Below are 14,421 nucleotides of genomic sequence, written 5' to 3'. Positions count from 1 at the left end.
TCGCGATCACACGTCAGCTCCGCGCGCTGGACGTTGCCACGCCACCGTTAAACACCGGCGACAGCCCCATCAACTCGAGCTTGCGGGTGAACTCACCCAACCTCTGCAGTTTGTAGGCTTCCAGGTCAACGTCCTGGTAATCATAAAATCCCTGACCTTCGCGCAGTCCGTTGCGCCCTTGGGCCATATTCTCGGCAATGACCTTGGGCGGCAGGAAGCGCGGATCGATGGCTTCAGCCAGATAATGCGAGGCATAAAACAGAATGTCCCCGCCGCCCCAGTCGATAAACTCGAGCATCCCCAGCACGGAGAAACGCAGGCCGAAACCGACGCGAATCGCGGTATCGATATCCTCGGCGCTGGCCACACCCTCCTCAACCATTCGCGCCGCTTCATTCATCGCCAGCGCCTGGATTCTCGGCACGATGTAACCCGCTGCCGGGGAGCATTGCACGGGCACTTTGCCGATCCGTTTGAGCAATGCCATCAGGCGTTGCACCACCTGCGGACAGGTGTCCTGGCTGCGGCTGACTTCGACCAGCGGCATCAGCAACGCCGGGTTCAGCCAATGGGCATTGACGAAGCGTTGCGGGTGCGTGACCAGTGCCGCCAACTGCGTCACCAGGAAGGTCGACGTGGTCGATGCAATCACCGTTTCATCGCCGCACGCCGCACTCAGCCAGGCGAAAGTCTGGGCCTTGAGCTCAAGCACTTCAGGCACCGCTTCAAACACCACGGCGGCGCTTTGCAAATCGCCGCCGCTGCCCTCGCGGCCACTCAGGTGCAAATGACTCATCGCCTGCTCGGCTTGTGCCGGATCGAGTGACCCCAAGCGCGCATGTGTTGCCAGTTCGCCGCGCAAATGGTCCTCGATCTGTCGGAAATAGCGGTCCTGCGCCGCCTCATCGCGTTGCTTGATATCAATCAGGGTCACTGGCAGTCCGGCGAACATGAACGCCAAGGCAATGCCTTCGCCCATGCGCCCGGCGCCGACGATGCAGATACGCTGCAGATCGGCGCTCATGCCTACAATCCCTGGTTCAGGCACTGCGCCATTTCGCTGCGACTCAGTTGATCCAGTCCGAGGTTTTCCAACGTCCGACCCTGTGCATACAGGTCAATGCCACTGACCACCGTGGCCAGGCTCAACAAGCCTTGCGCAACCGGCGTCGGCACGCTGGCCCAGCGCCCGACCGACACCAGAAACGACAAGCCCAGTCGTGTGTCTTCGAGCATGTAGCGGTGCTTTTGCAGGTCAATGTCTTCACGCCAGTCGCCGCTGTCGGTCAGTTTGCCGTGGGCGCCGCGACCATACATCCACTCATCGCCGTCGGTGGCGTAGTGATCGGCCAGAGGGAAATGCGGCGCGCCATAGCCCAGCGCTTCACGAACGGCGATACGTTCGGCATCGAGGGCATTGGTCACGCGACGAATCGAAGGCACCGTGCCCTCATTGTGAATGTCCCAGGTCTCGAAATGTTCAAGGGGACCGGCGTTCATGAGGATCAAGGGTGGGTGAATAATCGGTCCGGCGTTCATCAGTGCGCCACTGAGGGCGTCTTCGATGGGTTCCACGCTGGGGTAAGCCTCGCGCAAAACAGCAAACGCCGACTCGCTCAAACGACTCGGAAAAACCCCGGTCGGCAGACGAGTCGCATAGCCGCTGATCACCACCTGATTATCGCCATGCTTGCGCGCCAGATAGGGCAAGGTGCCGGTTTCGGCGAACGCCACCTGGCTGCGATTCCCCACCTTCGCCATCGCTTGGGCAAACACCATGCTGCCGAAGGTGCCCGGCGGCAGAAACACAACTTGCCCGTCCCGCAACAGCGGAGCCAATTCACTGGCAAGAGCTTCGTGGGATGTCGACGGCAAGGCGATGACCAACAACTGTGCATCGGCCACAGCTTGCGCCAGGTCGGCAGTCAAAGTCAGGGCGTTGCCGGGCTGCCCCAGGCTCAGCTGGCGTTCGCCACGAAAGTCGCGCACCACCAGATGACCGAGACCTTGCAGTTTTTCCAGCGCGGCACTGTCCCGGCGCCACAGGCGCACTGAATGGCCTTTTTCCGCCAGCTCTATCGCTGCCGCATAGCAACCGTGACCGCCGCCGATAACACTGATATTCATGAATGCACTCCTGTAGAAGAGCCTCGATGCTAGCAATGGCCCCGACGCCCCACTGCCCGAAACGCGCAAGTGTCATTCCGTTTCTGCAACGCAATGACCTGTTGATCGGGCGCGCGGCCGGACTACGTTGCACGCGTGCTCAGGTGCGTCGACGCTGGAACACGCTGTCGCGGTCAAGATGGTTGAGATGGGTGCAGCCCATCAGGTTCATGGTCAGTGCAAGTTCATCCGTCAACACGTCCAGCGCCCGGCCAACACCGGTTTCACCCGCTACCGCCACGCCGTACAAAGCGGACCGCCCGAGCAGCACGGCATCGACCCCAAGAGCGAGCGCTTTGACGATATCGCTGCCACGCCGAATCCCACCGTCGAGCAGCAGGCTTAGCTTGCCCTTTGCCTGGGGGGCGATGGCCGCCAGTGCGTCGAGACTGCCAAGGGAGCCGTCCAATTGGCGGCCGCCGTGATTGGACACCACCACTCCATCGAGGCCGAGGGCGATGACACGCTCCACATCTGCCGGATGCAACACGCCCTTGAGCAATAGTCGCTCGCCCCATTGGTCACGCAAACGCGCCAGCATGTCCCAGTCGAGGAAGGTATCCATCTGCTGGCCGATAAACGCCATCGAACCCAGCGGATTACGCTCGCTCGGCGGCAAGTAAGGTTCGAGGTTGCCCATGCCGGGCAGCCCCGAGGGCCACAGCACCTGTTTGAGCCAACGCGGGTGGCGGACCACGTCGAACTTGTTGCGCCATGTCAGCTGCCGGGGCCTGGCGAAATTGCGCCGGTCCCATTCGCGATTGCCCAGCACCATCGCATCACAGGTCAATACCAGAGTCCGGCAACCTGCGCCGGCGGTCCGCTGCAGCAGATCTTTTTGCACCTGCGGATCGCGCATGGCGTACAGCTGGAACCACAGGTCGACCCCAGGCACAGCGGTGACAAGGTCTTCCAGTGAAGTGTTGGACGCGGTACTCAGGGTGAACGGCAAACCACGCGCCGTCGCCGCCCTGGCCAAGTGGATGTCGGCATCGCGGTACAGCAAGCCGTTATAGCCCGTCGGCCCGATTAGCATCGGCATTGGCAGCACCCGGCCGAGCAAGACACGGGACGTGTCGGGAGCATGGCACGGCACCATGGCTCTGGCGTGCAGGCCATAGGCACTGAACGCGGCGAGATTATCCTTGAGCGTCAGTTCGGCCTCCGCACCACCGCTGAGGTATTCCCAGGCGAAGTAAGGCAAGCGTCGCCGGGCCATGTCGGCTAGTTCGGCAATGCTGTGAACACGATTCAAATCGGAGCCGGTATAGAAACGGCGCATAGACCTTCCTTGAAAAGGGATAAAAATCGCTGCAAAAAAAGCCCGGGAGACGCCATCCGGGCGAAGCAAAACCAGCGTTAAAAAAGTGCGCGGATGCGCGGACAGACCCGGAAGCCACGAACGACTCCCGGGGGATTTCAGAACTTCCAGATGTAGGTGGTGACCAGGCGGTTTTCCTGATAATCCGCACCCGACGCACTGCCATTGCCAAAGCGCGTCTTGACGTCGATGCGACGCCATTCGAAACCGACGTCCTTGAGCGGCCCGCTTTGCACCACATAGCCGAGTACGATGTTGCGTTCACTTTCGACGTTCTGGTCAAGGGCATTGTTGCCCCGGTCGACACCGGTGCCGCGCATGTAGCGCGTCATCAGTTTCAGCCCCGGCAAACCGACGCCCGCGAAGTTGTAGTCATAACGCAGTTGCCAGGAGCTTTCGTTCGGCTTGACGAACGCCACCGTCGACCAGTTCACCAGGTAAGGTTGCGGCGCATAACCGTTGAGCGTCGGGAATGTCGTTTCGCCGAGCATGCGCTGATAGCCGACACCGAAAGCATGGGCGCCCTTTTTCAGGGTGGTCATGACCCCGTAGGACTTATTGTCGATATCACCATACAGCGCCTTGCCGTCTTCACTGTTATTGAAGTAGCGCAGGTCTGTTTTCAAACCGTAACCGGCACCCAGATCATGGTTGTAGGTCAAGCCCAGATAGTGTTGCTTATAGATATCTTCCAGCTGACCGAAGAAATACGTACCGGACAAGTTCGGGGTAAACGCATACGTGGCACCACCGAAGTTCAAACCGTCACTGCGGTGTTTAACGTTGGGACCATTGAACAAGTACATCTTCTCGGTATTGGAGGATTCCCGGGAACTGATTTCGGTAAAACGGCCACCGGTCAGCGTCAGATTAGTCACCTCTTTGGACTCGATCTGCACACCGTGGTAAGTGGTTATCAGTTGCCGCGAATCGTCCATGTAAGCCACCGGCAACGTCGGACGAAGTTCACCGATTTTCAGTTCGGTCTTGTTGTAACGAACTTTCCCCGTGAGCGCTGCACGGCCATAGTCGCGCACTTGCTCACCCTTGCTGGTGTCGTACGGGATGATCGTGTCGGGCCCCCGGCCACCGCCGCCGTCCAGGCGATAGGCGTACTGCGCCGAGAGGTCCAAGCCAAACTGCAGCGTGCCTTCGGTGTAACCCGAGATAGCGCGAAAATCGAAGCCTTGGGTCCAACTGCCGATCCGTGATTGCGGCGCGTCGTGCTGTTTGAAATCGCGGTCAATATAGAAGTTGCGCATCCCCAGACTGACTTGGCTGTCGTCTACGAAGTCGGCGTGCGCAACCATAGGTGTGAAGATCCCCATCACCGCCGCAGCGGTGACGCCACGGCTTGCCCAGTTCTTTTGAAACATCAAACTTTCCTTCTTTTTTACATGCGCAAAGGCACGACTAGTGGAAGCAGATAAACTCAGCAAAAGTGCAACTTTGGCAGTCAATCCGCAGTATTGTTTTTATAACCACTTACTGCAAAAAAGTCGTAACTCAGCCGTTCGCCAGAACAGCGACAGCCGCTTTATAATTATTTTTGACACTCAACGATTATGGAAAGTCTTATCGGTATCTTTGGGCTCGAACAATCTCAGGAAGTGGCTTTAGAAGCATCTCCCAAACGGTGGTAGGCACGATTGAAATACACCAGGCCTTCCTGGCTTTCGCCAATACGAATACCCAACACTTCGCAATAGAAAATCGTGTGCGATCCGACTTCATGAGCCTGGGCGATTCGGCAGTCGAAACTCACCAGAGATTCATCGAGCAACGGCGCACCACTTTCCAGGGTGCTCCAGGATGCGCAGGAAAAACGCTGCTCGGTATCGAGGTTGCGGTTGGAGAACGCCCCCGATACCTCCTGGTGATCCGGGGTCAGCACGTTCACGCTCAGCACACCGTTGCTCTTGAAATGCACGTTGGAAAACGACGAGCGATTCATGCACACCAACAGCGTCGGCGGCTGGTCGGTCACGCTGCACACCGCCGAAGCGGTAAAGCCGAAACGACCCGCGGGGCCATCGGTGGTGATGACCGAGACCGCGCCACCAAGCATTGCCATTGAGTTACGAAATCCAGTTGTATCGACCATGGTCTTACCCTCCGGTCTATCAGATATCCAGCACCAGTTTCTTGGACTTGGCCCGGGAACAGCACACCAGAATCTGGTCATTGGCGGACTTTTCGTCATCCGTGAGATAGACGTCGCGGTGATCCGGTTCGCCTTCGATAACGTCGCACAAGCAGGTGCCGCAAACGCCCTGCTCACAGGACACTTCAATCTTGATGCCCACGGCAGTCAGTGCATCGACGATGCTCTGACCCTCGGCAACCTGTACGGTCTTGCCGCTACGCTGGGCCACCACTTCGAAACCGGCTCCCGAGGCGTCGACGTCGACCTGGAAGTATTCGCGGTGCACATGATCGTCGGCGTAACCCGATTCCAGCGCCTGGGCGATGACCCAGTCCATAAAACCGGCCGGTCCGCAGACATACACGTGTACGCCGGCCTGGGGGGTGCCCAGCACCTTATGCAGGTCGAGTTTCTGTTCGGCGGCTTCGTCGTCGAAATGAGTGTGCAACCTGGACGCAAACGCAGCGTTACCCAGCTCCTCGAGAAAGGCACTGCGGCTACGCGAACGGCCGCAATAATGCAGTTCGAAATCGCTGTCGCAGGCATTCAGCGCGTAGGCCATGGCAACCATCGGGGTGATGCCGATACCGCCGCCGATCAGGATCGAGCGCCTGGCATCGTTGGCCAGCGGAAAATGATTGCGCGGCAGGCTGATCTCGATTTCGCGACCTTCTTGCAGCAATTCATGCACCGCCACCGAACCGCCCCGCGAGGCAGGATCCTTGAGGACGCCCAAGCGATAGGCGCCGGCGTTGGCCGGATCACCACACAGCGAATACTGGCGAACCAGACCGGTCTTGAGGTGGATGTCGACATGCGCGCCCGCCTCGAAGGCGGGCAAAGGCTGTCCCGACGGATCGCTCAGATCCAGTACGACGACACCTTCGCCCTGCTCCTCGCGCTTGCGCACGACGACTTTCAATAATTGATCGCTCATACAGGACCATCCCGAATTCGTTGTAAGGGGGTGCATCTGGGCGCCCCCGACTGCTTTTCCAAACCGTGAAACCCATGGACTCAGCGCATGAAGATCCCGCCGTTCACATCCCAGGTTGCCCCGGTGGTGAAGTAGGCGTCTTCGCTGGCCAGTTGCACGACCAGCTTGCCGATGAACGCCGCGTTGCCCAGTTGCTTGACCGGGATCGCCTCAATCAGTTTTTCCAGGCGCTCGGGCGGCACGGCGGCGCGCACCGCCGGCGACTCGATGGGGCCTGGGGCGATGGCGTTGACCGTGACACCGGACGCTGCCAGCTCCTTGGCAAAGATCTTGGTCAAGGTAATGATTGCGCCCTTGGACGCGGCGTAATGCGCACCGGTCGCGGTGCCGCCGTTCTGCCCGGCCAGGGAGGCCATGTTGATGATCCTCCCGTAACCCTGGGCCGCCAGATAGCTGCCGAACACTTGGCAGCCGACAAACGTGCCGCGCTGGTTGACGCTCACAACACGGTCGAACTCTTCCGGGCTGATCTGCATCACCGGCGTGGTCATGGTCATCGCAGCGTTGTTCACCACCACCTGCAACCCGCCCCAATGCGCCACAACGGCCGCCAGAGCGTCTTCGAAATCGGCCTTGCTCGACACGTCGAGCTTGAGCGCCAGGACCCGCTCGCCAGTGGCGTCGAGTTCAGCGGCGGTGGCGTGTGCCGATTCCAGCGAACGATCGCTGATCACGACCCGGTAGCCGGCGCTCAGCAGTTGTTCGGCGATGCTCTTGCCCAGCCCCTGGGCCGCGCCGGTGACCAATGCAACCTGTGTCATGGCAACGTCCTCAGAGGATGTAGCCGATACCGGCGAGGGTATCGGTGGAGTTAATCAGCTGAATCAGCTTGCGCTGAATCTTGAAACTGTCACCGCTGCGCACCAGTTCAAACGTGACATCGGCGGTGTACTGCTTGAGCACATCCTTGCGGAACTCGCGCAGGTTCTGCGCGCAACGCACGGTGACAATCCCGTCTTCATCCGACAGCACGCGAAAGCGCGACTGGCTGCGCACAGTGCGCGCCCGCGGGGTGGTCGAAATCGACTCGCCGCTGGTCAGTCGGGTGACGCGCAACTGACGCATGTGGTGATCGTCGTAGGCGTAGTTCAGGGTGTTCTCGAAATCGGTTTCCAGCGGATCGATCGGGATGATGTAGGTGGCGGTTTCGGTCCACAGATCGAGCCACTCGACGAAATCACCGTGGTCGAGCATGTCGGCTTCCTGCCAAATAAAAGCGCTGACTTGGTTGAGCAATTGCAGATTGATCATGGTGTTCTCCATCGACTCAGGCCGACATCATCTTTTTCCACTGCTGGTAACCAGCGCGCATGCCGGTCTCGGCGCTCACATCGCTCACCAGCCCGTCTTCGGACTCTTTTTCACCCGGCAAGCCACGGTTGAGCATGATCCACAGATCGGTGCCGGCACTGGCGCCGCGCTGTACGCGCTCCCAGGCTTCGGAATCGTCCGGGGTGCCAAAACCCATCGGCCCCTGGAAGTGCTCATGCAGGCGCAGGCGATAACGGTTGGCCACGGCCGGGCCACCGTCCATGGTGATGACGGCGTGATGGATTTCGGTTTCGTTCACCGCGATCGGTTGCAGCACTCGGAAGAACGCCATGGAACAGGCAATGTTCGGGAACAGGTTGAGGTTGAAACCCGAACCGCCTACTGCACGCACAATGCGTCTTACCGCTTCTTCGTCCTGTCCTTCGGCACGCAGCTGCGCGGCCAGGTCTTCGAAACGCTCCGGGATCGGCAGATCGAGGTTGGCTTCCAGATCGACCAGGTCGGGGATCATCACCATCACGCTGTGGCCGTTGCCCAGGTCTTCGACGTAGCCCGGCCCTTTGACGAAGTCGAACAATTCCAGGGTCTGTTCGTCCACGGACGACAGGAACGACTTGTGAACCAGCGGGAAGTGATAGGCGTCGGTGGTGTTTTCCAACTGGATTTTCCAGTTGCCGGGGAAGCGAAAGCGATGCTCGCCACCCACCTTGACCGGGTAGCCGGCGCCTTGCTTCATGAACAGGTCGATCCATTTTTTCGCCGGGCCGAGGTAATCAACCAGCGGCTCGATATCGTCCTTGAAGGTGGCGAAAATCATGCCGTTGTATTCTTCGACACGCAGGCTGACCAAAGGCAGTTCGGCCTTGTCCAGACAGTCGGCGTAGCTTTCCGGGTGCGGCACACCGCGCAGGCTGCCATCCAGGGCATAGCTCCAGCCGTGGTAAGGGCAGACGAAACTGTTGGTCTTGCCCTTTTTGTGTTCGCACACCGTTGCGCCACGATGGCGGCAGCGGTTGAGCAGCACGTGCACATCCTTCTTGCGGTCGCGAACGACGATCACCGGCTGCTTACCGACGTAGGTGCTCTTGTAGCTGCCGGAGTCGGGAATCTCGCTGGCGTGGGCGACCCAGATCCAGGTGCTGTAGAAAATCTTGTCCAGTTCCTGGTCGAAGATCTTGCCGTCGGTGTACAGCGACGTGTGAACGCGGTCATGCAGGACCAGGTCAGACGGGCTGGCGTCCAGCGTTACGGTGTTTATCAGGTTATTCACGATCACTCCTCGTCGGCATTGTTCGCCGACTCTAAGAATTCTGGGCGTTACTTTCAGGACTGGTCGGACTTGCCGGGTACGGGCAGGTGCGCGGCGCTGTTCCAGGTATCAACCGGACGGCTGAACAGGTTCTCGGTCTGAAAGTGCGCCATGCGCCACTGCCCTTGTTCCTGGGCGAACCGCACCATCAGACGGGCGCTATTGAGGTGCGAAGCACCCGAGGCAAAGGTCGAGGTCTGCAACATCACCCAGCTGGCATCGGCGATATCGCCGCTGACCCTGATCAGTTCCGAGGTCAGGAAGTGCACGTTCAGCGAAAAGTGCGCCGGTTCGATCATGTAGGTCGCAAACATCGCCTTGATCGCCTCGCGCCCGTGGTAACCGCCGAAGCTGTTCTGGTACTTGGCACCCTTGCCTTCCCAGATCGCCTGAGCGGTGAACAACCCGGCCAACTCCTCGAGTGGGGAACCCACACCCAGTTCGTCGCACAGAAACATGTAGCGATTCATGCAGGCGCGGATTGCGTTCTCGCTTTCCAGCTGTTCGAGCCGCTGCTCCAGTGCGCGCAAATGCTCTTGTGATGACATGGCGACTTCTCTCGACTCAGCGCTGGATGATCAGTTCGCGACCGGTACGGGCCTCGACCTTGCAGTACTTCCAGAGTTTGTAAGGGCCATCACCGACTTCCGTGGTGCGAAACAGATTGCACGCGGCGTGGACGGTTTCGATGTCTGGCACATCGGCCAGCAGATAAGTCGTCCAGGGCCAACCAGCGGACGGGCCGACCATGCTCTGATCGTCGTCCATGTTGCCCAGCACAGTGACGCCCGGCAGGTCGGCGATGCCGTTCCACATGGCGCCGAACGCGGCCCAGACTTCCAGAGCTTCGGGGCGCGGAGCATCGAAGAAGTTTTGGTTGATGCCAATGCAGAACAGGACTCGCAGGGTTTTTTTATCGGTCATGGGGTTCACCAATCAGTAGGAAGAAAATTACAGGTAGCCAGGCAGCGGCTTGTTGCCGAAGAAGATTGCGCCGGCGTTCTGGTAGGTCATGTCGCCCATGAAGGCGTGCTGTGTAATGACTTGGGTGTCGTTGACGAAACGCGACAGAGGACTGGTGCGGTAGACCCCGCTCATGCCCGAAAGCATTTGCGCAGTGCGCGCAACATCGGCCGCGACGCGGGTGGCGTGGGTCGAGGACAAGCGCAGCATATTGGTCTGCTCGACGCTCACCGGATCGCCGGCCAGTACGCTGGTCCAGGCATCGTCGATGGACTGGTAGAACCACGAACGCGCGGCGCGCAGCGACGCTTCGGCCTTAGCCATCTCGACTTGGGCCAGCGGTCGGTCGGACAACGACGGCGCACCGGTCACGGAGATTCGTCCACTGGCCATGCCGCTCAACTCATCGAGTGCCGCGCGAGCAACGCCGAGGCCGACCACCGACAAGACTTGAGTGGCGAAAGACAGCGACGGGTAGCGGAAGAACGGTTCGTCAAGGTTCGACGGACCACCGCGCACGAAGGTCCACTCCTCCGGCACCACTACGCCTTCGACGACGACGTCATGGCTCCCGGTGCCGACCAGGCCAACGACGTTCCAGGTTTCCTCGATCTGCACTTTTTCCCGAGGCATCACCGCCAGGCGTGGCAGGCCGAGCATCTCTCCGTTTTTCGGGCTGATGCCCACGCCGATCAGCGAGGCCCCCATGCAGCCACTGGAGAATTTCCAGCGCCCGTTGACCTCCAGGCCACCCTCGACAAATGATGCAGGCTGCGGTGGGAAGATCCCGCCGGCGAACACCACGTCAGGCGAATCGGCATAGATTTTCTTGATGGTTTCCAGCGGCAGTGCCGCCAGGTAAACCGGGCTCATGCCGAAGCTGGCGACCCAACCGGCGGAGCCGTCGGCGATGGAGATATCTTCGACCATCTGGCAAAACTCGGCCGGTGAGCGCTCGTCACCGCCGAAGCGCTTGGGCACCAGGGCCCGATAGACGCCGAGCTTGCGGAACTGCTCGATAACATCCTGCGAGATAAATTTTTGTTGGTCGAATTCTTCGCTGCGGGCACGCGCACGAATCTCGACCAGCAGTTTCTGAAACGTTTCATTCGCCGTGATCGGCACGCGGCGCTGGTAATTCAGCTCGCTTGGCGCAGTCATGGGTTTCTCCATAGTAAGCATGACGATTACTCTTCCAGGCGCCGGACCAACTCGCGGGCGACTGCACACAGCAGTTCGTCCGCGCCAGGGGCGGCAATGAGTTGAAGGCCTACCGGAAGTCCCGAAGCGCTTTCCAGAGGAATGCTCAGGGCCGGATGACCGGAAAGATTGAAAGCGCGTACCAGGGACGTCATGCCCAGGGCGGCGCGAGTGTCAGCCGCATCGGCGACCAGCAATGGAAAGTCGGGCATGGTCGGCATGGCCAGAATCGGCGTGATGGCCAGGGCTGCGTCCACTTCTGCGGTAAACGCACGACGGACGATTTCTGCCGTTTCAACGGACTCGGCAGAAGTCAAACTGGCCGCTCGCAGACGGTCGGCGACATCATTGCCGACCCGACCGGTTTGCAGCAGATGGCCACACGCTGCCCAGGTTTCGGCGTTGATGATGACCATGCCGGCGCCATACGCTGCGGCCATGCCGGGCAGCGTCTGCTCAAGCAATTTGAAGCGCGAACGGCCCAGCGCCTGGTTCACCACCGCATGGATCTGTTCATTGGCCTCTACCGCGACTACGCCGATAGCAAGATGCTCAGGCACCGGGATGGAGGTGAACGTGGGATCAATGACGTGCATCGCTTCAATCAAGCGATCCATATCCAGCGCCAGGGGGCCTACACAATCGAGGGTGCTGTGCGCTGGCATCACACCCTGACGACTGACACGACCGAAGGTTGGCTTGAGACCGAATACACCACAGCACGCCGCTGGAATCCGTACTGAGCCTCCGGTGTCGGTGCCCAATGCGAAGTCGCAAAGGCCCGCCGCCACCGCGGCCGCCGAACCACTGGAAGAGCCGCCCGGTATATAGCCCGGATAGCGCGGATTGGACGCAGTGCCGGTCCAGGCGTTGAGGCCGGTGGTGCCGAATGCCAATTCATGCAGGCTGGTTTTACCGGTGATCCGGCAGCCCGCATCCAGAACGGACTGAACCACGTATGCATGTTCGCCGGCCGCCGGCGCATCGGCCAGCGCGCTGCTTGAAGCGCGGGTCGGATAGCCTGCGATATCGATGGTGTCTTTCACCATGACCGAAAGGCCATTCCCTCCTAAGGCTAATTCCTCAACAACGATCGACATGCTCTGTACCTGCTCGTTATGTCTCACCAGAACGGATGACCTCGGCATGAGGGCCGGGGAAAACGCTTAAATCTAAAATCGTAATATTTACGTGAAATGTCAATTGAATTTTACCAAATAAAAGAGTGTGTATTTTCGGTGCATATTTTCCCTTTTCGCACCAGCGACGTGCAGTTTAGTAACACTGCAGCGAAAGCCTAAAAACGCGAATATTCGATATTTAATCCTTATAAATCAATTGTTTATAAATATTTAACAAGCCGACGACGACGAAACATCTAGAAAAATGTCAAGCCATACCCTTCCATAAAAAACCAAACGATAAAAAATAAATCGGCAGAAAAAAAACGACTAAAAACACCTTAAAAAAACATGATTTTTTTAACTTTTAACTAGCTGTTTTTTTGTCATTTGAGATTTTCTTGATCCAGATCAAAGTCTTGTCCGGCATAGCGTGAAGCGGGTTTTACCCGTCCTTCAGATGGCCCTCCGCCAAACCTTCGGATCATCTTGGCCGGATCGCCTCGACGCCTTCGCATCAGGCACGCGGTAACGGCTTTCTGCCACGCACCGAAAAATTTCTGGCATGCAATCTGCTTTTGCCCTCATCGCCTTCGACCGATCACTCATGGTCGACCGGCACCCTGATGGCTCGGTAACAGACCACGGGTGTCGCAGCAGTTCGACAAAAAAACAGGGCCGTACCTTGGGCCGTACTCGCATCACGTCGTGGTCGGGGCGGCTGGCCATTAGCCTTTTGCAGCGTTGCAACTCTTCGGAGAAAGTCATGCTTTTCAGAAAAGCCGCGTCCACGTTGTTGTTGAGTGCCGCCTGCGCCGCTGCCGCGCAGGCTGAAGTGAAAATCGGTGTCATCACCTCCTCTACCGGGCCGATCGCGCTGGTCGGGCTGCCACAAAAAAACACCGTACCCTTGCTGCCGGCCCAGGCCGGTGACCAGGCGGTGAAATACATTTCTCTGGATGATGCGAGCGACCCGACCGCTACGGTAAAGGCGCTGAAAAAACTGATCGACGAAGAAAATGTCGATGCCATCATTGGCCCGAGCGGCTCGCCTAACGCCATGGGCGTGATCCAGTTTGTCGCCGAGGCTGGCGTGCCGTTGCTGGCACCGGTTGGCACCGCCGCTGTGGTGCTGCCAATGACCGAGCAGAAGAAATGGGTATTCAAGACCACGCAGAACGATGACCTGATCGCCAAGGCGCTGTTCGAACACATGGCCAAAAAAGGCGTGAAGACGCTCGGCTTCATCGGGACCAGCGACCCTTATGGCGAGAACTGGGCCAAGGTAATGGCCGGCCTGGCAGCGCAGCAGAACATCAAGGTCGTGGCCAACGAGCGCTTCCAGCGCCAGGACACTTCGGTCACCGGGCAGAGCCTGAAAATTCTCGCCTCCCGCCCCGACGCAGTGCTGGTCGCAGCGCCGGGCAGCTCGGCCGTGATGCCGCAGACCACCCTGTTCGATCAGGGCTATCGCGGCCAGGTCTACCAGACCCACGGCGCGGCCCTGCAAGACTTCCTCAAGCTGGGCGGCAAGAAGGTCGAAGGCACCGTTTTGGCCGCCAGCCTGATGCTCGTACTCGATGAAATCCCGGACAGCCACCCTTCGAAGAAAATCGCCAGCGACTACACCGCCGCCTACGAAAAGCTCAACGGCAGCAAGCCGGCGACCTTCGGCGGGAACACCTTCGACGCCGGCCTGCTGTTACAGCAGGCGATCCCGATTGCAGCCAAAAAAGCGGCACCGGGCACTCCCGAATTTCGTGCAGCCCTGCGTGATGCGCTTGAGCAAAGCCACGAACTGGCCGGCACCCAAGGTGTTTACAACATGACGCCGCAAGACCACAGCGGCTTCGACGAACGCGGTCGCGAATTGATCGTGGTCAAGAACGGCAACTGGATGCTGTTGCACGACAACTGATCGAAACC

The 14,421-nt window shown here is 59.2% G+C and carries 14 protein-coding genes; 1 reads left to right on the top strand and 13 read right to left on the bottom strand.

What is annotated here, in order from left to right:
- Positions 1-13 precede the first annotated feature (13 nt).
- From BLU75_RS06090 to BLU75_RS06030, 13 genes are all read right to left on the bottom strand, one after another.
- Complete coding sequence (locus tag BLU75_RS06090) at positions 14-1,024, bottom strand: 3-hydroxybutyryl-CoA dehydrogenase (protein ID WP_084377580.1); 1,011 nt, start codon at positions 1,022-1,024, stop codon at positions 14-16.
- Between the two features lie 2 nt (positions 1,025-1,026).
- On the bottom strand, positions 1,027-2,127 hold the full coding sequence (locus BLU75_RS06085; protein WP_084377578.1) for an NAD/NADP-dependent octopine/nopaline dehydrogenase family protein: 1,101 nt from the start codon (positions 2,125-2,127) through the stop codon (positions 1,027-1,029).
- 139 nt (positions 2,128-2,266) lie between these two features.
- A complete protein-coding gene (locus tag BLU75_RS06080; RefSeq protein ID WP_084377576.1) occupies positions 2,267-3,448 on the bottom strand; it encodes an alpha-hydroxy acid oxidase in 1,182 nt (393 codons plus the stop codon).
- A gap of 137 nt (positions 3,449-3,585) precedes the next feature.
- Positions 3,586-4,863, bottom strand: coding sequence for an OprD family porin (locus BLU75_RS06075; protein WP_084377574.1), 1,278 nt, complete (start codon positions 4,861-4,863; stop codon positions 3,586-3,588).
- Between the two features lie 227 nt (positions 4,864-5,090).
- Entirely contained in the window at positions 5,091-5,591 is a 501-nt protein-coding gene (locus tag BLU75_RS06070; RefSeq protein WP_084377572.1) for a flavin reductase, read from the bottom strand.
- A gap of 19 nt (positions 5,592-5,610) precedes the next feature.
- Positions 5,611-6,570, bottom strand: a complete 960-nt coding sequence (locus BLU75_RS06065) for a PDR/VanB family oxidoreductase (RefSeq protein ID WP_084377570.1) — start codon at positions 6,568-6,570, stop codon at positions 5,611-5,613.
- Positions 6,571-6,650: 80 nt separating this feature from the next.
- A complete protein-coding gene (locus BLU75_RS06060; RefSeq protein ID WP_084377568.1) occupies positions 6,651-7,391 on the bottom strand; it encodes an SDR family NAD(P)-dependent oxidoreductase in 741 nt (246 codons plus the stop codon).
- A 10-nt stretch (positions 7,392-7,401) separates the two neighbouring features.
- A complete protein-coding gene (locus BLU75_RS06055) occupies positions 7,402-7,878 on the bottom strand; it encodes an aromatic-ring-hydroxylating dioxygenase subunit beta (RefSeq protein ID WP_084377783.1) in 477 nt (158 codons plus the stop codon).
- 19 nt (positions 7,879-7,897) lie between these two features.
- Positions 7,898-9,172: an aromatic ring-hydroxylating oxygenase subunit alpha gene (locus tag BLU75_RS06050; protein WP_084377566.1), complete on the bottom strand. Its 1,275-nt coding sequence runs from the start codon at positions 9,170-9,172 to the stop codon at positions 7,898-7,900.
- A gap of 53 nt (positions 9,173-9,225) precedes the next feature.
- A complete protein-coding gene (locus BLU75_RS06045) occupies positions 9,226-9,759 on the bottom strand; it encodes a nuclear transport factor 2 family protein (RefSeq protein WP_084377564.1) in 534 nt (177 codons plus the stop codon).
- A gap of 16 nt (positions 9,760-9,775) precedes the next feature.
- Entirely contained in the window at positions 9,776-10,135 is a 360-nt protein-coding gene (locus BLU75_RS06040) for an IacB protein (protein ID WP_084377562.1), read from the bottom strand.
- Positions 10,136-10,162: 27 nt separating this feature from the next.
- Positions 10,163-11,335, bottom strand: coding sequence for an acyl-CoA dehydrogenase family protein (locus tag BLU75_RS06035; RefSeq protein WP_084377560.1), 1,173 nt, complete (start codon positions 11,333-11,335; stop codon positions 10,163-10,165).
- A 26-nt stretch (positions 11,336-11,361) separates the two neighbouring features.
- The gene (locus BLU75_RS06030) at positions 11,362-12,474 is read right to left on the bottom strand and encodes an amidase (protein ID WP_084377558.1); all 1,113 of its coding nucleotides are present in this window, start codon (positions 12,472-12,474) and stop codon (positions 11,362-11,364) included.
- 787 nt (positions 12,475-13,261) lie between these two features.
- Between BLU75_RS06030 and BLU75_RS06025 the strand changes: the two genes are divergently transcribed.
- Complete coding sequence (locus BLU75_RS06025) at positions 13,262-14,413, top strand: ABC transporter substrate-binding protein (RefSeq protein WP_090221393.1); 1,152 nt, start codon at positions 13,262-13,264, stop codon at positions 14,411-14,413.
- Positions 14,414-14,421: the final 8 nt, after the last annotated feature.

It is taken from the genome of Pseudomonas mucidolens (assembly GCF_900106045.1).
Taxonomy (GTDB): domain Bacteria; phylum Pseudomonadota; class Gammaproteobacteria; order Pseudomonadales; family Pseudomonadaceae; genus Aquipseudomonas; species Aquipseudomonas mucidolens.
The sequence above is the reverse complement of the archived record's forward strand: the minus strand, read 5'-3'. Positions and strand labels throughout refer to the sequence as shown.